Source organism: Enterococcus sp. AZ078, assembly GCF_051714985.1.
Taxonomy (GTDB): Bacteria; Bacillota; Bacilli; order Lactobacillales; family Enterococcaceae; genus Enterococcus_B; species Enterococcus_B hirae.
The window spans coordinates 191,643-213,020 of the sequence record NZ_JBIOSW010000001.1 but is presented as its reverse complement, the minus strand read 5'-3'; the positions used below and the strand labels follow the sequence as shown (position 1 = coordinate 213,020).

Genomic DNA, 21,378 nt, shown 5'->3' with positions numbered 1-21,378 from the left:
ATTACTGCCATTTTGTTTAATCGTATGGAAACAGCTTTTTTATCTTTATTTGACAAACATTGCATCGCCAAAACTAAAGAAACGATAACGTTCATCAATAGCATGTTGGTAAGCTGCTAATGTTAATTCTCGTCCAGCAAAGGCACTCACTAACATGACTAACGTTGATTTTGGTAAATGGAAGTTTGTTGAAAAGGCCTCTACTACTTTAAATTGATAACCTGGTGTGATGAAAATATCTGTCCAACCACTATCTGCTTTGATTTCACCATCAAATTTGGTTCCAATCGTTTCAAGTGTACGGATCGAAGTCGTTCCTACGGCGATGATCTTGCCACCATTTTGACGGACTTGATTTAAGCGACTTGCTGCTTCTTCTGTTAGACGATAAAATTCACTGTGCATATGGTGTTCTTCAATCTTGTCCACACTGACCGGCCGGAATGTTCCTAACCCTACGTGAAGTGTCAAATAGACGAGTTCTACCCCTTTTGCTTCGATTTCTGCTAACAATTCTTTGGTAAAATGTAATCCAGCTGTAGGAGCTGCTGCTGACCCGTTTTCTTTTGCATAAACAGTTTGGTAACGATCTGGATCCTCTAAACGTTCTTTGATATAAGGAGGTAAAGGCATTTCGCCCAATGATTCCAACGTTTCAAGAAAAATACCTTCGTATTCAAATTCAATGATTCTTCCGCCATGTTCTAATTCTTCTTTGACAACTGCTTGTAAACGACCATCACCAAATGTAATTCGTGTACCTACCTTCGCACGTTTTGCCGGTTTGATCAACGTTTCCCAAGTATCTCCTTCTGTATTTGTCAAAAGTAATACTTCGAGGTGTGCACCTGTTTCAATTTTTTCACCATATAAACGAGCTGGCAACACACGTGTATTATTCATCACTAGCGCATCTCCTGGATGCAATTCTTCTAGGATGTCATGGAAATGTTTATCCGACATTTCCCCAGTTGTACGATCTAAAACTAGTAACCGAGAATGGTCGCGGTCTTTTAGGGGTGTTTGAGCGATCAACTCTTCTGGTAAATCAAAGTCAAAATCTTCTGTTGTTAACATATCGTCACTCACTTTCTCTCTTCTGCTTTGTCATTCTAACATTTTTATTGTTACCTTGGCAAAACCTCTATCTTTATGTTTCGTTTTTCAACTACAGCCAAGTATTCGTAGCAAAAAATGACTAACTAAAGAGAAGCTACATATACTTAGAAAAAATAGTCTAAATAGAGGCAGTGATCAGACCGCACATGTTCACTAATAAAACGCAATATGAAACATAAGTGTGTGCCTAGAAACTCATTTTTTAACTATCGGTTCTTACTCTCTTCGAAATAAACTAGAAATAAATCCTATATAAAAAACAGCCCTTTGTAATAAGCCAAAATCTCTCAAAACAAGAAAAGCTGTTTCAAAAAATGTTTTCTTACTCAACGGAGCTGAATGATGCTTTCCTGATCTTTGCTACTTAAAAGATTGTTTCTTAGTTTCAAGCTATTTATAATCTTTACTAAATATTTTTTACCACTTAATCAAGTCTTGTAACGACTGAACCATTTTACAACCTTGTTTTTAACTATTACTGAATAAATGTTACACGATGATTTTGCCAATCAAGATCAAATGTTAACGTCACTCTGGTTAGAGAATTAGGCCTTTTATTATCGTAAAAGTTGTTTCCCCACCAATTTGCACCATCCCAATTTTGTTGGTAAATTTCTGAACGTCGGGCAAATATCACTTTGATCCGAGATTTTTTCACATCTTTTGGCGCACGTAAAACTAATCCATAACTTGGTGAAAAACCGCTCGTGATCAAGCTGGATAATTGGTAATTTGGTGTAAAATTATTTCTTACATCATGAGTATATCGTCCGTACATGAACAGTTGATTTCCATAAACTGGATTCCAACTATTCCTTGTGTAGCCATCTCTCGTTTCGGTAAAATCTGTATTCCAATTCACACCGTTGATTGTACTTGTCGTTTTTGTTGTCTCGTAATCTGGTTGTTGGTAAGAGATTGTTTTGGTAATCGCTGCATTGGCATCTAAATTAACCCCTGGCTGTTTCCCTTCCATTTTGATTCCCCCACCAATACCATAGGTAATTGAATTTGATACTTCCTTACTTCTAATCGTATTGTCCGGTGTAGAGTTAGTGATTTTTACAGATTTATCTAATGGAATATTATAAACAGCCGTTGAATATCTCTGTGGCCACATCATCTCTCCTTTCCAAGTGTTGTTTTTAGGAAAGATAAATTTACGGCCTGAAGGAATAAAACCATTCAATGAAAGGATAGTGGTCAATTCATTCGAGTATTTATCGTTCAAAAAGTTCGCATTCACCGTCATCGTTGAACGATTTTTTGCTGTTCCTGAATCTGTAGATGTATAGCTTTCAACTTGTTGGTTTTTAACAGTGATGATCGTTTTGACATTTCCATGTTCGTCAATTTCTTTGGTGGTCGTTCCTAAAATATTATCTTCATTAAAATCAGCAAATACGGGAACCGTCGTTAGCATTGCAGACAGGACTGCAATACTTATCCAAATTTTATGATTCTTTTTCTTTAGTTTTACCATTGTAATCCTCCTCTTCTTTCACTAAATCCAAATTTATAAACTAACACTAATTTCGTCACCTCACACTGGAGAATATAAAAATAGCCACATCCAAAAATTTACTTCTTTTCAGGACTAATTTATACAATCAGTATACTTTGAGTCTTTATGCCTTTTATTTATAAAATTGCAACTCGAACATGTATACGTGAAATTTTCAACATATGCATTTTTTTATTTATGTATTTTTTCGCATAGAATTTTTTTATTATTAATTGGGATTAAAAATTATAATTTTGCTCTCTTCGTCCATACTTTCCCTTTATATAGCTTATTCAGCATCTCCAAACGAAGCAGAAGAGGGAATCTATCGACCATTTAGTTGCTTTAGCAATAGATTCCCTCTCCAATTATGATTTTCCATCATTTATATACCTAGATTAAGTCAACCCAACTTCGTTTTTAGAAGTCGCCACATCACTTGTGAAAATCACAGTGAAGTATGACCCCACTGGTCCAGTCGTATTCGTTTCCCAAGTATAAGTTTGCGTTGTTTTCCCGTTAATATTTTTATATTCGGATATCGCATTTGGTTCACCAAATTCCTGAATGGCTTTTTTCGTTGTAAAATCTTTGTTTAGTTGAATATTTTCAAACTTGCTAGCGGAAACCACTTTATTTTTATTGTAAGGAACGTAAATTCCAGATACAGCTTTTTCAACGATTGTATTGTTTTCTGCGCTGACAATCAATTTTGCTCCTAATTCGCCACTTTTATTGCTTCCCCAAGTATAAACCGTTGCGGCATTACCTGAACTATCTGTTGAAGCTTCTGTGTAAAGAGGAGAGCCTAATTTTTTGTTCACATCATTCACATTCGCACCAATTTTTAATTCATCATATTCTGATTTCATTTCTTTGGCTGAACTTTTCACTGAACTAGTAATTTCAGCTACTTCCTTCTTGTCTTCATGCTTCGTAAAAAAGAAAGCCCCTATGCCTAGCAAGAACATCACAACAATTACTCCAATAATAATGCTACTAGATTTATTCAAAATATATCCCTCCTTTTAAATAACTACATTTAGTATAATATAAAAAATAAAATAACTGTTTTATTTAAATTAAATTAATGATATTGAATAATAAATAAGAGAAAAGACAATCAACCAGACCTCTAAAAGCAAAGATTTCGTTTATTTATTTTTTAAAAAAATAAATAAAATTTAAAAAAATATAACAAAAATAGAATCATACAATAATATTTATCTATTAGAAACAGCTACTTAGCCAGGATCTCCTATTTTTTAATAATGGGATGAAAATATGACTATTCTTATTTTCAATACTTTTCCACTTTATCGTTTGTTTCATCCATTTTTTTACCATTAACCCTTTCCACTTTCATAGATCTACTTATTTCATTTATTTTTTATTCCATGATTCCAAAATGATCCTTGCATTAATAATGTTCATTTTTTATTTCTCACTTGTTTATCGAGTTTCGTTCCTGAATTAGAAAAAAAATAAGAGACTGAGTATGTTTAAATAAATCTACTAAAATTGGAAAGGACGATGATTGTGTGATCGAAAAGTATATTGAACGAAATGTTCTGCGAGAAGTGTATTTATGCGAGCAGTTATTTGAATTTCAAGAAATAAGTATTTCTCAAACTGCGAAGTTATTAGGAGTAACTACGCCGACATTACTAAAAGATTTAGCAAAATTAGTTAATTCCTTAGAATATTGTATCGAAGAACACCGAAGAAAAAAACTTGTCTATAAAATTATTTTTAAAAAAGGAATTGCACTTGCTGAGCTAACTCAATTTTTGTATGCACAATCTTATTTTTTAAAATTCTTAGATTATTATTTTCAAGGAAATTTTACAAGTATTGAAATTGCCAATCTTGAGTATATTTCTTTAAGTAAAGTTTATGTGAGTAAAAAGATCGTATTAGACTTTTTTAAAGAAAATAATTATTTAAAGTACAAAGAAGTTTTCATCCCTGAATTTGATACTAGAAATATCCTGCTTGCTTTAGTGAGATATATCAATTGGGAAAGCTATGAAAGGAAAGAACCAGAGATCATTCAGGCTTCCCTACAGTTGATTGATTATGTTGAAACACATTTTTTTAAAAGACGCTATTCAGATGATGAAAAATTTTTGATCATTCGAGGGATTGAGATCGCATTAGGTCGAAAAGATACACCTTTGCATTTCAGTAGCGCAGACAAAAAAGCGGCTGAATCAAAATTGTTGTTTCAACTTATTCGTCAAGGACTTAAAAAGCAAAATGAAGTATTAGACTTACAAAACGACGACGTGTATTATATTTTTTATTTATTCAATAGTCGAAACTATACAAATAAAAATATGAATCTGCTAAAAAAAGATATTGAAGCCGTCTATAAAAACTTTGTGTTTAGCAATCCCCTACTCAATGACCTCATGTCACGACTAATCAAGAAAACAGGGATCAATGTTACAAATGACTTTCTCTTCAAAAAAACTTTTCTACAATTCGTACGAACTTTTTGGGCAGATGGTCAGCTCTTTCTACCTGAAAAACTTTACCTATTAACAGAGGAAGAAGAACAGTTTTATACTCACATCTTGAAAGTCTTAAATCGCTGGAAAAAGAAAAACAACATTAACATTAGGTGGAATCACAATTTAGTTAGAATGTTTGTAAAAAATCTGTTATTGAGCACAAGACAAGTGCCTCAAAAACAACAGCAAGAATTTTTTATCGTAGCAGAAAATCCCATCAAACAATTATTTTATCGTTCACAATTCCTTGATTGCTTAGGAGAGAATAACATTGAGATGAACTCAGGGATTTTTCGCACGTTAGATGAACTTCCTGATGAACAGTTTAGTCCAAACATGAGAGTAGTTCTCTGTGATGTTGCTGCTTATCAACCAGAATTTGAAACTCCTAAAACAGTGATTTATCCCATTTCATTGAAAAAAACTAGGATCCAACTGAAACAAATTACAAAAGATTTAAATCTCGTTAAATAGATAACTATCATCAGAGATTAGTCTCTCAACACTATTCTTCACTCTCTAAAAAATTCAAAAAGAACAATGAATGATTTTCACTCCCTGTTTTGTTGGATGACCGAACTAAGCGTACGCTTACATAGCTTACTCAATTTGACGGAAATTCTACCAAAGCATTCCCAGTTTTTGTCGTTTGAAGAAATAGTCGAAACTTTTTCAATAAACGTTTTTTCTGTTGCATTTTTCTCTATCCGTAGTAAATATTCTTTGAATAATTTCAGTTCTTCTTCTGTAAATCCACGAAATAATTTATTACGAATCATGAGTGAAAACATTTCATGTTGCTCCATGCTTTCTTTACCTTGCACCGTCAATTCAATGAACGTGCTTCGAGCATCTCTGGGGTCTTTCACTCGTTGCACTGAACCGACCAACTCCAAATTTTTAATAATCTGGGTCACGACACAAGATGGAATATTGAGCGTTTCCGCAATTTTTCCAGCAGTCATTTTATCTGTCACTTTAAGCAATTTCATTGTTTCAAAAATCGGATCATTTTTTACATCAACATGATTCATATACACCATGCTCGGCTGCTGGGTAAGAATCAATAATTTTTCTAAAATATCTGTCTTAGTCATTTTTCACCTCGTTATTCGTTTAACTTTCCTATAATCATCTGGACATATGGGAGAAAACATGAAAGAACAAAACGGTCTGCGAACGATGGATCGTTGACTGTTTTGTTCTTTTTTGCTATCAAATTTAATTAATACTCATTTTTACCCGAAAGCAGACATTTCTTCTTCGTATGTTTACTTATACGTTTGTTTTATCTTACTTTTTTAAAGAATGGATGGCTTCTTTTATATGAGTCATTTCGAATCGCTCAACTGTTCCGCCAAATTCCGTTTCCACTAATTGATTCAGCTTTTCTTGATCGATCTCTTTGACTATAGCTAAAATTCCTTCCTTACCTTTTGGAATACAATTCGCCACATAATGAAAAACATTTTCAGATTTTTTCTCTGCATGATGCGCTTGCCCAAAACCAATGACATCGCCAATTGCCCAGCCAAAAATCGCCCCTAATGGACCACCGATAAAGCCAATGATAATACCTAAAATACTATCACGCCACTCATTCTTTTCGCCTGAAAGATTCTCAAAATCCATCACTGTGAATCCTCTTTCGTCAAACGCGCGTTGAGCTAACATCACTTGTTGAACCTCAACATCTGGTTTTAGATCATTTCTTTTAAGTTTATTGAACACTTCTAAGCAGTGAACATCTTCCGCCATGTTGATCACTATTAGTGTATTTTCCGGCTCTACTTCGATGTTTGGATCCAGAGCTAGATCTTCCATTTCATAAAAAGAAGAATAATCATTTAGATCACCTGAAGCAATTTTAGCCATCAACATTTCTGACTTATTGAGTTGATCGTCAGATACTTTTTGAAAGTTGCCCATTTGATCCTTGATTTCTTTATATTGATCTTCCGTCAAGACTTTCCCATTTTTAGTATTTCTATAATATTGTGCCATTGTCTTTTCAGCTCCTTCAAATAAATTGGATAAACATGTTCTACTAAAAAAATACATCAATTAAGTGACACTTTTTTATTTATTTTTTTTGTAATTATAAAATAAATAAATAAAAAAATGCCTGAGTTTCTCACTCAAGCATTTTTTTGTCTTTAACATTTATTTCTTCAAATGATAACTATACGTACTTATCACGATATTTTCTCGCCAAGATAAACGAAGTCTTAATCGTAAACTTGTTTGATTGTGTAAGATATTTTGCCAACGACGGTTTGGTACAAACTGTGGAATCAATACTGTCGTCGTATAGTTTTGTTTTGCGGCATTTTTACTTACCAGATCAACGTAGCGGATAATTGGATTTTCAATGGAACGATAAGAAGAATGAACAACTGAAAAACGGACATCAGGAAAATGTTTCTTAAAGTCTGCTTCAATTTCTTTTTCTTTTGCTATATCTTCATCCAATGACACGTGCATGGCCACCACATAATCCCCGATCGAACGAGCATAATTGATCGCACCGATGTTAACACGTGTGACATTTCCTACTAAAACCAGCACGGTATTTCCATCATAGTCATGTAACTTGGCGTCCGTTTCAAGTCGCAACTGTTCTGCTACCTTTTTGTAGTGATCATGAATGCGATAGAAAATATACATCACAATTGGCATGATGATAAAGAATGGCCAAATATCACCTAAGCGGTAAACGAACAAAATCGCAATGATCGCATAAGAGATAAACGCACCTGTGATATTTGCAATAGATTTTCCTAACCAGTTCTTTCCTTCTTTTTTCCATTTAACGACCATTCCTGTTTGCGATAGCGCAAAAGGAATAAATACACCGATCGAGTATAACGGAATCAAGCGTTCCGTTGAACCATGGAAAATAAATAAGAGAATGATCGAACCAAAAGCTAATGTCATGATCCCATTTGAGTACCCTAAACGATCGCCACGATCTTGATACATATGTGGCATGAACTTATCTTTTGCCAAATTGTATGCTAATACTGGGAATGCAGAGAATCCAGTATTGGCAGCAACCGCCAAGATCAAAGCGGTAGCAAATTGTAATACATAATACAATACGCCATGGCCAAAGACAGCTTTCCCAATTTGAGACAATACAGTAACTTCTTTTTCAGGTACAATCCCATACCAATAGTTGATGAACGTGATACCGACAAAGAAGAAGCCTAAGATCAAAGCCATCATTGTTAAAGTTGCTGCTGCATTTTTTGCTCGAGGTTTCTTGAAAAATGGTACGGCATTACTAATTGCTTCAACCCCTGTTAAAGAAGAAGAACCAGAAGAGAATGCTCGCAAAATCAATGCGATCGACACCCCTGGGATTGCAGCTCCAGGTAAGGCTGTTGCATGTAATGGTACGGCACCAGTAATGATATTAAACAGTCCGACCGCAATTAGCAACGTAATCACAATGATGAACGTGTAAACAGGGAATAGCAAGAAAGAAGCCGATTCCCTTAACCCGCGTAAATTCAGCATCATCAAGAGCAATACGATTGCAACTGAGATTGCTACTTGGTGACCATACAATGCGGGGATTGCCGAGGTAATCGCTTCGGCACCAGCTGACACGGAAACAGCTACCGTCAACATATAGTCGATCAACAAGGAACCTCCAGCGATCAACCCGGCATTTTTCCCAAGGTTTTCACTGCTGACGACGTAAGCCCCTCCGCCTTGAGGATACGCGTGAATGATTTGACGGTAAGAGAGAGTTAATGAAATCAATAGAATAATAACAAATGCTGCAATTGGCAGTGAATACCAAATGGCTGCAGTTGACAAGGCAACTAAAACAACCACAATCTGCTCTGTACCGTAAGCAATGGATGATAGGGCATCCGATGACAGCAATGCTAACGCGGCAAAACGAGTTAATTTATGCTCGTCGTTTTCAGCAGATTTCAACGGCTTACCTACTAACAACCTTTTTAAGTAGTCCAATTTTTTTACTCCTTTACACACATATTTACTTCAAAATTATTATTGTCAAAATTAAAAAAAATTTATCTTAAACAAGATGTTATAGTACGCTCCCATAATATAAAAGTCAATAAACTTTCATAAAATTAATTGAAAAAAATTAGAAAAAAAACAGTATTTTTTTCAATCGTACGTTAAATTAGCAAATGCCTTACATTTCAACGACTTTTTTCCTTTTCTGTCAAAAAATGTAACATCTCACTCATCGAGATTTTTCTTTCCTATTCAATAAAAACTTTTACTTTTCGTAGAACTTGAACAACCAGCACTTTCCAAAAAATAAGTAAACGGACTGTGATTTTTTCTAGCAATCATCAATCATTGTGGAATCAGCCATAACAAACTTTACTTTTCTATTTTCAATTTTTTCAATTAAACTCGTTGTTTCTACAAAAAGAAAAAAATAGCTCCTCTGATCACCTAAGCTCTGTTAATAAAATAAAGGCCTTGTCAGACGAAAATACATGACTATTTCTGTCTAACAAGGTCTTCTTTTTTCAAACTGGTTATTGCTTTAACTACTAGTGGAAAATATGACTCTGATGTGCTGCTTCTTTGCATTTGACCATTTTTTCTTGGACATAAGGCGCAACAGCCGTTCCAATAACACCAAAGCTAACGAATAGACCAATCATGATCCAAATCGCATTTGCAGCATTTGGCCAATAGATTCCTCCTGCTGATTCTCGTAATAGATTAACCGCATGAGTGAATGGCAAGAATGGATTGATCATTTGGAAGAACTTCCCTGATACTTGGATAGGATAGTTCCCACCTCCACCAGAAATCGATAGCACGAGGATAATGATCGCAAGTCCCTTCCCAACATTATCAAATAGCGCCGCTAAAACATACACGATCATCATAAAGGCTAGCGAGATCAAAACGGCAAAGGACACGCTGTAAACTGGATTATGGACATCTACACCTAATAAAAAGATATTTCCTAAAGTAACGATCAAACTTTGTGCGATAGCCATCGTTAAGAACGTGAGCATTCGAGCAACAAATTGTTCTCGTTTTGTAAAATTGTTTCTTTCTTTTTTACCGAGATAATAATCGGTTGTCGCTACACTTGAGAGTAAGACAGCTCCCACCCACAAGCAAAGTGCTGTATAAAACGGCGTACTTGCCGATCCGTTGTTTGCAATTGGATACATCGTATTGGTTTTTAATTCTACTGGTTGCGTAAAGAAGTCACTCTCTTTCGTGGCATCTAGTTTCAATAATTTGATCACTTCTCCTAGATCAACTTCTTTTTCTCCTTTACGAATAGCATCTGCTGCTTTTTGGATACCTGTCTTGATGTTTGGCCAATCATTATTGATCAAATCAGCTGCTGCATTTACTGCCGTTTCAACTTGTGGCATTTTTTCATTCGCTGTTGTCATCGTACTTGTGATTTCATTTTTGATCGTTGGCCAGTCATTTTGGATAAAGTTAGCAGCTGTACTCAATTTGTTGGCTAACACTGGCAAATCATTATTATACAGATCGGCTCCTTTATTGATCCCATTGACGATCGTTTCCATATTACCATTCAACATGGTGTTTGCATCATGGATCTCTTGTCCGATCGCTGGCATTTCTTTTTGGTACTTCTCTAATATTGCCACTGCATTGGTCACTGTTGCTTTTGTTGAATTTAACAGCGAATCAAAATCGATTTGGTCAGCCTTGCTTAACGCACCTTGAGCTGTTTCAATCGTACTGATGACTTGATTTAATAGTGAATCAACGGTTGAACTGACTTGGTTCACATCGATTCCAGAAATCAAGTTATTGACATTTTTAGCAGCAGTTTGAATTTGCCCTAAGATATTTCTTACGTTATCGATATTTCCTTCTTGAATGGCTTGTTTCAACGCTGGTAGGCGATTTTGTAAGCCGCTTAAAACTGGTTTGATACTATTTAATGTATCAATTATTTTTTGAAGTTTGGTATTACCCGTTTGATTCTGTAACTGTGTCAAAAAGGTAATCAACTGATCAATCGCTTGTTGCTGTGCTGGTAAACTATTGTAGAGATTATCCAATAATTTGAGTAAGTTTCCCTTCTCTTCTTCCGTCAATTGATTATCTGCAATTGCCTGATCGACACTCGCTGTAAATGAATCAATAGATGTTGCTACCTGACTAATCGATTGTACCGTTGTATTCACACTCGTTGTGATACCTGGTAATGCATCTTTTAACTGCTCTGCACCTGATTTTGTTTGAGTAGCTAGATCTTTTGCTTGTGTTTCTAATTTCTTAACGTCAGGTAAGATTTCTTGGACTTGTTGAATGATCGATAACCCTTGTTTCGCTTCAGTGATTCCTTGATCCATCGTTTCTTGGATCGATGAAAAATCCTGATCGATCTCAGCAATTTGTCGACCTGCATTTTGGATTTCCGGTATTTTTTGTTGTAAATCTAAAATGATTTTCGCTTGCTCTTGGAGCTGTGGCATTTTATCATTCAGTGCAACCACTTTTTGTCCCATTTCATCGACTTGTGGGAGATAGTCCACAAATTCATTGGCTTTGTTTAACTTTTCTTTAATAGAAGGTAGTTGTTTTTGTAAATCGAGTACTTGTTGCGTATAGCCATCGATCGTATCAAGGTTCTCATCCGTTGAAAGTATCATTGATTTGACCTTATTGATACTTACTAGATTCGAATCAATGTCATAACCGATTTCGTTAAAGACCTTCAATAACGTTGAACTAGCTGTCTTGATAAATTCATCCGTAATCTGTGTTTGGATCGCAGAAGCTCCTTTGTCGGTGATCTTAGGAGCGATCGCATTGATTTTCTCATTCACCGTGTATTCGATTTTTGGCTTTCTGATTTCTCCACTCGTAAAACTTAACAAGTCTTCTGAGAAATCCTTCGGTAAGTAGATTCCTGCATAATATTTCCCAGAACGAACCCCTTGTTCCAGTTCTGCTTTTGAGTCAACGAATTGCCATCCGAGTTGTTTATTGTCATGAAGTGATTTGATCACTTCTTTCCCAATTGCGACTTCTTTCCCTCGAAATTCTGCCGGTTGATCTGCACTGTAAACCGCAATAGGCAATTCACCGGTATTTCCGTAAGGATCCCATAACGCTTTGATGTTGAACCACGCATATAATGAAGGGATAATCATAATTGCAATGATCAAAAGTGTAGCAATTGGATTTTTAAAAATTCTTTTCCAGTCAAGTAGATATAATTTTAATGTGTTTTTGATTGACCGCATAAATATCCCCTTCTTCTTTTTTCAGCTGCATTACTTTACCATGTAAATCATGTAATTTTCAATTCCCTTTTTTCAAAAAGCTCGATAATTTAGACATAATAGTCAAACTGTCCGATTGTCTGACCATAGAATTGAAGAAATAGTTAAATTTTACATGTACCACTTTACCATTAAATAAAGCAGAAAGAAATTTTCATGCTAAAAATCAGAAGAAGAAAACGCATCCAGAAAAAGTTTGCTCCTTTTACCAGCCCAGCTCTAATCATAAGTTAATACGATTTTACCTGCAGAGGGGTGTCCTTCAAGTTGATGGTGTGCCCAGATTAAATGATCAAGAGTTGCAGCTAATTCTTCTGCTACAAAAATTTGGTAATTTCCTGTTTTATATGCGGCAATTAAATGAGTCAAAGCTTCTTGATCTGAGTATTCTTTTCTAGGAACAAAAGTCTCATAAAACCCATTTTTTTTCTGACGAGATGCAAGGGAAGGCAATTCGTTCAACGCAACATAATGACCTTCTTCTTTCATAATTTTGATAGCCATGTCTCCCGCGATGCTTCCTTTCGTCGCATCGATCACAATATCTGCTTGATTACTGAATACTTCTTCAGGATTTTCTTGATCATAAGAAGAAAAATGAGTAACGCCTAAACTTCGGACTAATTCTTCATTTGTCTTTGATGCACTAGCAAACGTCCGAATCCCTTTTTGATGAAGTAATTGGATCAAACTAGTTCCTACGCCTCCTGAAGCTCCGGTCACCATTACCGTGTCAGTTGGTTGGATCGTTAGCAGATGATTAATCACATTGTAAGCAGTGATCCCCGTCGTTACCATTGCAGCCGCTTCTACCCAACTCATTTCATCTGGTATTTTAGCCACTTTACTTGCTGGTAAGACGATTTCTTCACCGTAAGCACCTGACACAGGATGAACGACTACACGGTCCCCCACAGCAAATGAATCGACGTCACTTGCTACTTCCGTCACGATTCCTGCACCATCATTCCCTAATACGTAAGGGAATGTTAAGGTTCGAACTTCCTTCATCTTTCCTGAACGCAAAGCGACATCATAAGGATTGATACTAAACGCTTTCAATTCCACACGAAGATGATTTGGCGTGACCTCCCTTGGTGTGTCTACTATTTCTTGAAACACCTTTTCAGCTGGCCCATAACCACTAATAGCAAACCTACGCATCTCTACCCCCTCCTTTTCTTCTAGTTTACGTGTAACACCACTATTTGACAAAAAAACTGTTTTAATCGCATCGGTGGTCTTTCTCTTTCATAGAGAACAAGAGAAGGACTAAACATTTTTAGAAACAAAATAATTGTTTTATTTCTCACACTATGTTAAGGTATCTACACTAAACCGTAATTTTTACGATTTGAAAAATTAAAGAGATTATTGGAGGAAAATATGGCAAAAAAATCAAAAATTGCAAAAGCTAGAAAACAACAAGAAATGATTGCCCGCTATGCTGATTTACGACAAGAGTTAAAAGCGAATAAAGATTATGAAGCCTTACGTCAATTACCTTTAGATGCACGCCCTGAGCGTTTGAAAAACCGTGACTTGATCGATGGACGTCCTCGCGGATATATGCGAAAATTCGGCATGTCTCGTGTGAAATTTCGCGAACTAGCTCATCAAGGACTGATCCCTGGTGTCAAAAAAGCTAGTTGGTAATTAGTATTAGACAGACGAAAGATATTCTGGCAAAATAGCAGTCACTCTCTGAATAAGATAAACTAATCAAACACATATAAAAAAAGCCGTAAGGACTAAAGATAGGAAAACTATTTTTGGTCCTTACGGCTTTTTTATAAGTTGAACAATGCTGACTCAACTTTTTTCTTATCATTATCCAGCATTTTTTATTAAGAGTCAGAAACGACCGTATAGCGATTGACATCATTAACGCTCAGATCCAACGATTTCTCTTATAACCTTTGTTGATTGACATTCAAGATAATTAGCTTGTTCCTTTTATATGTAAAGGCATAATGTGCTTATTTAGCGACAGGGGTCAATGCTTCGATACCTACACTGATTTTAAGTGCATGATCGACTTCTGACATAATTCCTCGATCTAAATGACAAACTTTTTCTTTTAATCTTGATTTATCAATTGTTCTGATCTGTTCAAGTAAAATGACAGAGTCACGTTCGATTCCAGTACCAGTTGCTTTTATTCCAATATGCGTAGGCAATTTAGGTTTGGCCATTTTGGCAGTAATGGCCGCCACAATAATCGTTGGACTAAAATGATTCCCTAAATTATTTTGAATAACTAAGACAGGTCGTGTCCCGCCTTGTTCTGAACCCACGACTGGAGAAAGGTCAGCAAAATAAATGTCTCCTCTTTTTACCATAGGATTCTCCTTACTCTTCATATTCTCTAGGAATGCGCGTTCCTAGTACACAGGCTACCTCATAGTGGATCGTACCTAATTGATCCGCTACTGCTTGCATCGATATCTCTTTTTCCTGATTTTTACCAATCAAAGTAACCTTTGTTCCCAGTGGAACTTCCTGAGGTAAACGGATCATAATTTGATCCATACACACACGTCCGACAATTTCACATAAATTTCCATCCACTAGGACGGAAAAGCCTTGCATGTTTCGTAACCAGCCATCCGCATAGCCAATCGGGATCGTCCCGATCCACTCTGGTTGATCGGTAATATAGGTTTCCCCGTAGCCGATGCCTTCACCTTTAGCCAAACGTTTCACTTGGATCAACTCAGAAACTAACTCTAGTGCGGGTTCCAATGGATACGGTTCTGGCAGTGCATGCCCTGAAGGATTTAACCCATACATTGCTACACCAAAACGAATCATGTTACCAATTTTTTCATCATGCCATAAAGCAGTAGCACTATTACTTACATGAACATACTTAGGTAAAGCAGGCAATGCATCGATTGTCTCTATAAAACGTTGATGTTGCTGTTGCCAATACGTTTCATCCGCTTGATCAGCCGTTGAGAAATGGGTGAAGATCCCTTCCCATTCCAATACAGCACTTTCTTGAATAAATGAAACTGCCTCTACGACTTCTTCAGGTGTCAAAAAACCAATCCGTCCCATGCCGGTATCAACTTTCAAATGAAGTGCTAACGCATGTTTCAGCTTTCTTTCTTGCAGATATTCAACAGCCTGTTCTAACCATTCTTTGTTTCCTACAGTGATCGATAAATCATGGACAACCGCTAAAGTCAATGCGTCAATGGGAATCATATTCAATACTAAAATAGGTTGTGTGAATCCCGCTTCCCGCAATTCAATCCCTTCGTCTAGATTAGACACACAAAATCCAGTAGCACCTCCAGCCAGTGCAGCTTCTGCTGTCTGGACTGCTCCGTGCCCGTAACCATTTGCTTTGACTACAGCAAATAGCTCTTTTCCTTTTGGTAATCTAGCTAATTCTTTTTTGACATTTTCAGTAATAGCTTTTGTATGTATAATGACTCTTGTAGGTCGGTGCCAAGCGACAACCATGATTTTTCCTTCTTTCTAATCTTCTAAAATAATTTGTGCAAACGCTAATTCATCCGTATGCGTGATACTAACAAAACAAGTACCTGAATGAGGTGATTTTGTGACTACAGGTTGTCCTGCATCATTTTTTAAAATTTCAATTTCTTGAAACGTCACCTTACCAATACCAGTTCCCCACGCTTTTGAAAAAGCTTCTTTGCAAGCGTAACGCCCTCCGAGAAATTCTACTTGTCGGTGAAAAGGCAGGATTTGAAATTGCTCGATTTCATTTGGCGTCAACACTCGGTCGATAAAATTTTGTTTTTCTTTGATGATCTTTGCAATCCTTGGTAACTCAACTGCATCAATCCCAATTCCTTTAATCATAGACTCTACTCTTTTCAAAAATTTTAGAACACTCTCATTCTACCAAATTCTCGGTATTTTACCACCAATATGTCCATAAATAACTAAAAAGAAAGCTCCTCTTAAAAAAGAGAAGCTTATCATTTATTATTAATCGTTATTTGTACGGATCACAAATCCACGTTTTTTATCGTTTTGACGCTTACCGCCATCTTTTTGATGGTTATTATTTTTACTGTAGCCACCTTTTGATTTGTTGCCACGGTAGTTGTTATTATCGCGTCGATTACGGTTATTTCCGCCGCCACGTTTGCCATTTTTATTATAGCCTTTTTTCTGCATTGGCAATGGACGTTCTGGAGTGATTTTAACTGGTATTGCATCAGAAGGATCCTTCGCAGTCGTTTTTAGTAACAAAGCTACTAAATCTTGTGCAGAATACTCTTCAAGCAATTTATCTGCTGTTTGCAAATACTTGTCTAAGCCGTTTTCTTCAAGCTTAGCTTCAATTTGTTCCACTGCAGCACCTAGTTGTCCCTTGAATGCTTCTTTTTCAGTTGGCGGACGTAGAGTAGCCATCCGTTTTTTCGTTAAGTTCTCAATAACATGTAGGTAGCTCATTTCGTTTGGCGTAACGAATGTCACTGACATCCCGCCTTTACCCGCACGACCTGTACGTCCGATACGGTGAACATAACTTTCTGGATCTTGTGGAATGTCATAGTTGTAGACGTGAGTCACGCCTGAAATATCCAAACCACGTGCAGCTACATCCGTAGCAACTAAAATATCTAAATGACCATTTTTAAATGAACGTAAAACACTCATTCGTTTTTGTTGTGAAAGGTCCCCATGGATTCCTTCTGCACGATAACCGCGAGCTTCTAATCCACGTGCCAATTCATCAACACGTCGTTTTGTACGACCAAAAACAATCGTAAGTTCTGGTGTTTGGACATCGAACAAACGTGTCATGATATCGAATTTTTCGTATTCTTTTGCTCGAACATAATATTGATCGATTAAGTCAGCTGTCATTTCTTTCGCTTTGATCTTCACGTGTGTTGGTGATTTCATGAATTTCACGCCGATATTTTTGATTGCAGGTGGCATTGTTGCTGAGAATAATAATGTTTGGCGTTCTTCAGGTACTTTTGAAATAATACTTTCAATATCTTCCAAAAAGCCCATGTTCAACATTTCATCTGCTTCATCTAGAACTAATGTTTCCACTGTTCCTAATTTCAATGTGTGGCGGTTGATGTGATCCAGCATACGTCCAGGTGTTCCTACGACAATATGTGGACGATCTTTCAATCCACGGATTTGGCGACCGATATCAGCGCCTCCGTAAACAGCTTGTACACGTACTCTTTTATCACGACCAAGACGATAAAGCTCTTCTTGTGTTTGGATCGCTAATTCACGTGTCGGTGCAATGACTAACCCTTGCAATTCGTGGCGATTAGTGTCGATTTTTTCTAACATCGGCAAACCAAAAGCAGCCGTCTTACCAGTCCCTGTTTGTGCTTGTCCAATCACATCTTTTCCAGACAATGCTAAAGGGATTGTTTCTGACTGGATCGGTGTTGCTTCTTCAAAACCAGCACGCTCTACTGATTTCAATAATTCTGGTGATAATTCTAATTCTTTAAATTTCAAATGAATCCTCCTATATGGTTGTTAACTGAGGATGTAGCTTAATTTTTGCTACCCCGTCGATTGTTCGGTCAAAGTGTTTGGTTCTTTTTGACAGTGGCCACGTACGTTTTTACTCATTCTTAGCCCCTGTGGCACCACCGAAAAATCACTTTGCGAAGTTTAGGCATTAGAAAAGCCAAACGGGTCGCGTTCAGCTTTATCATTGTTATGACATCTGGCTCTAGCAATTTACATAAACGAAAGAACCAGTCCAATTTCTCTTCATCTTTCGGCAATAGGTTATTCTAGCATAATTTCTTATTTTCTGCAAGTTTGCAGTTTATTATTTCATTCCTTGCAATTGTTTAACGACATCAATCAATCCCATTCCATTGCTTCCTTTTAAAACGATGCTATCTTCCGGACGTATTTCTTCTTTCACCGTTGCAATGAGTTGTTCTTTATCTGTTTCAAAATATTGTACGTATAAATCTGGATACTTTTCGTTCAACTTTTCATATAATGCTTTCATTTGGGGCCCATATAAATAAACTCCCGCAAAATCAGCTGGATCAAGATGTTCAGCCATACTTGCGTGCATCTTCAAAGCATCTGGTCCTAATTCCAGCATGTCCGCAAGTACAGCAAGTCTTCTCCCTTTTGTTGGTAAGTTGGCAAAAGTATCTAAGACCAATCCCATTGCTGTAGGATTCGCATTATAGACATCACTTAGAATCCCCGCACCATTTCCAGCACTTAGCCACTCCGTACGATTTTGCGTCACTGTGACACTTGCTAAACCTAGACGGATGGCTTCCGTTGGCAGACCAAAAAATTGCCCAACAGCATAAGCAATCAACGCATTGGTGACATTATAACTTCCAGGAAGAGGAATCATGAACGATTCATCATTGACGATAAAATGTGTGGCTGTTTTCTCTTCACTCGTTACCTCCGCCTGTAGCTCCCCTGTATTTAATCCAAACGTTTCAATTTTTTGGGTCAAACTTTCAGTCAAAGGTTTCAATAATGGTTCTTCTTCTGGGATAATCAACAGCCCTTCTTCTCTCAAACCATCAACAATCTCCATTTTTGCTTGCGCGATTCCTGCTCGTGAGCCAAGGTTTTCAATATGTGCTTCACCAATCATCGTAATAGCCGCTACTTTAGGTCGGGCAATCAAAGAAAGCTCAGTGATCTCTCTGGCATGATCCATCCCCATTTCTAAAACGATTTTTTCGGTATCCATCGGCATGTGCAAAATCGTATAAGGCAATCCAATATTATTGTTGTAATTTCCTTGTGTTTTATAGGTTTTGTACTTTTGAGCTAAAACTGAAGCAGTCAAATCTTTTGTCGTTGTTTTCCCATTACTTCCCGTAATTGCCACCACTTCAGCCCCAACTTTCGCTAGGTAGTACTTCGCCAGATCTTGCATTGCTTTTAGTGGATCATCCACAAGAATCACTCGAATCCCACTAGGTGCTTTGGTCGGTTCCAGACTCCAAAAAGTAGCAACCGCTCCATTATCCATGGCTTGTTGGATAAATTCGTGTCCATCTCTTGCTCCTTTTAGCGGCACGAACAACCCACCTTTTTCAATCTTGCGACTATCGAACTCCACACCTGTGATTTCCGTTAAATCATTCATTACGCTTCCTACAGCTTGAGCGATTTCTTGTACTGTTAGTTTCATAAAAAACCCGCCTTTTCGCATTTAGAAGCCGGAACAAATGTGAATGACATTCGCTCCAGCTTCTATTTTTAATTGTCTATTCGTTTGCTTCAAAAAAACCTTGTCGTTGATTAAAACGATTGATTCCTAATTGAATCAATTCTTCGATCAAATCGCCATACTTCAAGCCCATGTTTTCCCACAATAATGGATACATGCTAAATTGCGTGAATCCAGGCATTGTATTTAACTCATTTAGGAATAGTTCATTTTTATTCGTCAAGAAGAAATCACAACGGCTCAAGCCACTCCCACCTAGCATTGTATACGCAATTTTTGCATATTCCTGCGCTTTTTGATAGACCTCTTCCGGTACTTCAGCTGGGATTTGCATTTCAATCTTATTGTTGATGTATTTCGCATCATAATCATAGAATGCAACATCTTTGACTACTTCACCAGGTAATGTGGTACGCACGTCTTCATTCCCTAAAACAGCTACTTCAATTTCACGTGCTTCGATCCCTTGCTCAACGATCGCACGAGAATCATATTGATAAGCTAATGCAAGCGCATTTTGCAGTTCTTCACGGTTCTCCGCTTTAGAGATCCCTACACTTGAACCCATATTTGCTGGTTTGACAAACATTGGGTAAAGCAAAGACCCTTCACATTGATCAAAGATTTTTTTAGGATTTTCTTTCCATTGATTTTTCAAAACAGGGACATAAGGAACTTGTGGTACCCCTGCCGCTTGCAAAATGTATTTGGTCATGATCTTATCCATTGCACAAGCACTTGTTAAAACGCCAGCGCCGACATATGGCAAGTTCAATGTTTCCAAAAATCCTTGAATCGTTCCATCTTCACCATTAGGTCCGTGTAAGACAGGGAAAACAATCGTTCCTTCTTCTTTGATTTCTCCAGGATTGATCACTCTTCCCGTAAAGCCATCTGTCACTTTTCCGCTTGGGTCCCATGTCAAATGTAAGTCTTCTTTGCTCGCTGGTTTCTCTGTTAACAAAGGGCCTTTCACCCATTGACCTTCTTTGCTGATAAATATCAGTTGAACTTGATAGTACGTATAATAAATAGCATTTAAGACTGAAAACGCTGAAAGAACTGAAACATCATGTTCTGCACTGCGTCCACCATATAGTAAAGTAATCTTCAAAAGATTGTCCTCCCGTATCCAATATCTTTCACTTTTACTTCATATTTTAGCACAAAATCAAAAGAATCAAACAGCTTATTTTTCAAAAAGTCGATAAACTTATTTGTTAAATCAAGAAAAAAGGCACGGCATCGCTGCCTGCGCCTCTTTTTCGATTGTTGTTTTTCATCTATTCCATCTTTCGTTCATCAGGGACAATCCCTTGATTTAACAACCATTTATGGAAGAACCATTCTCCTATGCCAATTAATAAAGCAGGAATCAAAACTTTCATCCAGATGTTCGTCATATCATTCATAAAATAAAGATATACCCACAAAATGACTGCGGAAGAACCGGCATCTGCGATCGTCGCCGCAATATTCCCCACCTTTCGCAGAATGAGTAAATCACCTAATACATAAATCATCACAACGATAATGACCCCAACAATTGTCGAATCCATGAAGCTAACTCCGTATAATCCTGTTAATACGATCCATAAAATCGCCCAAATCATGATTGCTTTTACAATTAATGCTTTTACATGTTTCATTTTCCACTCTCTCCCCTCAGATTAGAAAAAAATTAGATAATAAAATATCTTTAATTATTTTATCATTTTAAAGACAATACAAGCAAAGATATCGTACTAATTG

General features: G+C 36.8%; 17 protein-coding genes. 2 read left to right on the top strand and 15 right to left on the bottom strand.

Annotation, left to right across the window (positions count from 1 at the left end; translation table 11 throughout):
• Nucleotides 1-45: 45 nt before the first annotated feature.
• The 3 genes from queA to IGJ18_RS01025 form a co-directional block, all read right to left on the bottom strand.
• The gene (gene queA, locus IGJ18_RS01035; protein ID WP_010720324.1) at nucleotides 46-1,077 is read right to left on the bottom strand and encodes a tRNA preQ1(34) S-adenosylmethionine ribosyltransferase-isomerase QueA; all 1,032 of its coding nucleotides are present in this window, start codon (nucleotides 1,075-1,077) and stop codon (nucleotides 46-48) included.
• A gap of 517 nt (nucleotides 1,078-1,594) precedes the next feature.
• Entirely contained in the window at nucleotides 1,595-2,602 is a 1,008-nt protein-coding gene (gene epx / locus IGJ18_RS01030) for an enterococcus pore-forming toxin Epx (protein WP_438842741.1), read from the bottom strand.
• A gap of 419 nt (nucleotides 2,603-3,021) precedes the next feature.
• Nucleotides 3,022-3,636 carry a DUF3862 domain-containing protein gene (locus IGJ18_RS01025; RefSeq protein WP_438842740.1) on the bottom strand — a complete coding sequence of 205 codons (615 nt, stop codon included), beginning with the start codon at nucleotides 3,634-3,636 and terminating at the stop codon, nucleotides 3,022-3,024.
• 528 nt (nucleotides 3,637-4,164) lie between these two features.
• Between IGJ18_RS01025 and IGJ18_RS01020 the strand changes: the two genes are divergently transcribed.
• Nucleotides 4,165-5,613 (top strand): hypothetical protein, encoded by a 1,449-nt coding sequence (locus IGJ18_RS01020; protein WP_207413923.1) that lies wholly within the window; start codon nucleotides 4,165-4,167, stop codon nucleotides 5,611-5,613.
• Between the two features lie 77 nt (nucleotides 5,614-5,690).
• Here IGJ18_RS01020 and IGJ18_RS01015 read toward each other — a convergent pair whose 3' ends face one another.
• The 5 genes from IGJ18_RS01015 to IGJ18_RS00995 form a co-directional block, all read right to left on the bottom strand.
• On the bottom strand, nucleotides 5,691-6,236 hold the full coding sequence (locus IGJ18_RS01015) for a MarR family winged helix-turn-helix transcriptional regulator (RefSeq protein ID WP_207413921.1): 546 nt from the start codon (nucleotides 6,234-6,236) through the stop codon (nucleotides 5,691-5,693).
• Nucleotides 6,237-6,432: 196 nt separating this feature from the next.
• Nucleotides 6,433-7,143 carry a hypothetical protein gene (locus tag IGJ18_RS01010; protein WP_438842739.1) on the bottom strand — a complete coding sequence of 237 codons (711 nt, stop codon included), beginning with the start codon at nucleotides 7,141-7,143 and terminating at the stop codon, nucleotides 6,433-6,435.
• Between the two features lie 159 nt (nucleotides 7,144-7,302).
• Complete coding sequence (locus IGJ18_RS01005) at nucleotides 7,303-9,126, bottom strand: amino acid permease (RefSeq protein WP_010720326.1); 1,824 nt, start codon at nucleotides 9,124-9,126, stop codon at nucleotides 7,303-7,305.
• 560 nt (nucleotides 9,127-9,686) lie between these two features.
• Nucleotides 9,687-12,392 (bottom strand): YhgE/Pip family protein, encoded by a 2,706-nt coding sequence (locus IGJ18_RS01000; protein ID WP_438842738.1) that lies wholly within the window; start codon nucleotides 12,390-12,392, stop codon nucleotides 9,687-9,689.
• Between the two features lie 258 nt (nucleotides 12,393-12,650).
• Complete coding sequence (locus IGJ18_RS00995) at nucleotides 12,651-13,595, bottom strand: NADP-dependent oxidoreductase (RefSeq protein ID WP_161637979.1); 945 nt, start codon at nucleotides 13,593-13,595, stop codon at nucleotides 12,651-12,653.
• Nucleotides 13,596-13,817: 222 nt separating this feature from the next.
• Here IGJ18_RS00995 and rpsN point away from each other — a divergent pair, with 222 nt between their 5' ends.
• The gene (gene rpsN / locus IGJ18_RS00990) at nucleotides 13,818-14,087 is read left to right on the top strand and encodes a 30S ribosomal protein S14 (RefSeq protein ID WP_010736862.1); all 270 of its coding nucleotides are present in this window, start codon (nucleotides 13,818-13,820) and stop codon (nucleotides 14,085-14,087) included.
• Nucleotides 14,088-14,410: 323 nt separating this feature from the next.
• Here rpsN and IGJ18_RS00985 read toward each other — a convergent pair whose 3' ends face one another.
• The 7 genes from IGJ18_RS00985 to IGJ18_RS00955 all read right to left on the bottom strand — a co-directional run bounded on the left by IGJ18_RS00985 (nucleotide 14,411) and on the right by IGJ18_RS00955 (nucleotide 21,275).
• Nucleotides 14,411-14,773, bottom strand: coding sequence for a type II toxin-antitoxin system PemK/MazF family toxin (locus IGJ18_RS00985; RefSeq protein WP_010720330.1), 363 nt, complete (start codon nucleotides 14,771-14,773; stop codon nucleotides 14,411-14,413).
• A gap of 10 nt (nucleotides 14,774-14,783) precedes the next feature.
• On the bottom strand, nucleotides 14,784-15,905 hold the full coding sequence (gene alr, locus IGJ18_RS00980; RefSeq protein WP_010720331.1) for an alanine racemase: 1,122 nt from the start codon (nucleotides 15,903-15,905) through the stop codon (nucleotides 14,784-14,786).
• Between the two features lie 15 nt (nucleotides 15,906-15,920).
• Complete coding sequence (acpS, locus tag IGJ18_RS00975) at nucleotides 15,921-16,271, bottom strand: holo-ACP synthase (protein ID WP_010720332.1); 351 nt, start codon at nucleotides 16,269-16,271, stop codon at nucleotides 15,921-15,923.
• 129 nt (nucleotides 16,272-16,400) lie between these two features.
• Nucleotides 16,401-17,912: a degradosome RNA helicase CshA gene (gene cshA / locus IGJ18_RS00970; protein WP_010720333.1), complete on the bottom strand. Its 1,512-nt coding sequence runs from the start codon at nucleotides 17,910-17,912 to the stop codon at nucleotides 16,401-16,403.
• A 322-nt stretch (nucleotides 17,913-18,234) separates the two neighbouring features.
• Complete coding sequence (locus tag IGJ18_RS00965) at nucleotides 18,235-19,587, bottom strand: UDP-N-acetylmuramoyl-tripeptide--D-alanyl-D-alanine ligase (protein ID WP_438842737.1); 1,353 nt, start codon at nucleotides 19,585-19,587, stop codon at nucleotides 18,235-18,237.
• Nucleotides 19,588-19,663: 76 nt separating this feature from the next.
• Complete coding sequence (locus IGJ18_RS00960; protein ID WP_010720335.1) at nucleotides 19,664-20,740, bottom strand: D-alanine--D-alanine ligase; 1,077 nt, start codon at nucleotides 20,738-20,740, stop codon at nucleotides 19,664-19,666.
• A 169-nt stretch (nucleotides 20,741-20,909) separates the two neighbouring features.
• Nucleotides 20,910-21,275, bottom strand: a complete 366-nt coding sequence (locus IGJ18_RS00955) for a DUF2512 family protein (RefSeq protein WP_034698720.1) — start codon at nucleotides 21,273-21,275, stop codon at nucleotides 20,910-20,912.
• Between the last annotated feature and the right edge of the window lie 103 nt (nucleotides 21,276-21,378).

What these genes read in the sequence shown, in the direction of transcription:
- queA (WP_010720324.1), bottom strand. Translation starts at nt 1,077, where the DNA reads ATGTTAACAACAGAAGATTTTGACTTTGATTTACCAGAAGAGTTGATC.
- epx (WP_438842741.1), bottom strand. Translation starts at nt 2,602, where the DNA reads ATGGTAAAACTAAAGAAAAAGAATCATAAAATTTGGATAAGTATTGCA.
- IGJ18_RS01015 (WP_207413921.1), bottom strand. Translation starts at nt 6,236, where the DNA reads ATGACTAAGACAGATATTTTAGAAAAATTATTGATTCTTACCCAGCAG.
- IGJ18_RS01010 (WP_438842739.1), bottom strand. Translation starts at nt 7,143, where the DNA reads ATGGCACAATATTATAGAAATACTAAAAATGGGAAAGTCTTGACGGAA.
- IGJ18_RS01000 (WP_438842738.1), bottom strand. Translation starts at nt 12,392, where the DNA reads ATGCGGTCAATCAAAAACACATTAAAATTATATCTACTTGACTGGAAA.
- IGJ18_RS00995 (WP_161637979.1), bottom strand. Translation starts at nt 13,595, where the DNA reads ATGCGTAGGTTTGCTATTAGTGGTTATGGGCCAGCTGAAAAGGTGTTT.
- rpsN (WP_010736862.1), top strand. Translation starts at nt 13,818, where the DNA reads ATGGCAAAAAAATCAAAAATTGCAAAAGCTAGAAAACAACAAGAAATG.
- IGJ18_RS00985 (WP_010720330.1), bottom strand. Translation starts at nt 14,773, where the DNA reads ATGGTAAAAAGAGGAGACATTTATTTTGCTGACCTTTCTCCAGTCGTG.
- alr (WP_010720331.1), bottom strand. Translation starts at nt 15,905, where the DNA reads ATGGTTGTCGCTTGGCACCGACCTACAAGAGTCATTATACATACAAAA.
- acpS (WP_010720332.1), bottom strand. Translation starts at nt 16,271, where the DNA reads ATGATTAAAGGAATTGGGATTGATGCAGTTGAGTTACCAAGGATTGCA.
- IGJ18_RS00965 (WP_438842737.1), bottom strand. Translation starts at nt 19,587, where the DNA reads ATGAAACTAACAGTACAAGAAATCGCTCAAGCTGTAGGAAGCGTAATG.
- IGJ18_RS00955 (WP_034698720.1), bottom strand. Translation starts at nt 21,275, where the DNA reads ATGAAACATGTAAAAGCATTAATTGTAAAAGCAATCATGATTTGGGCG.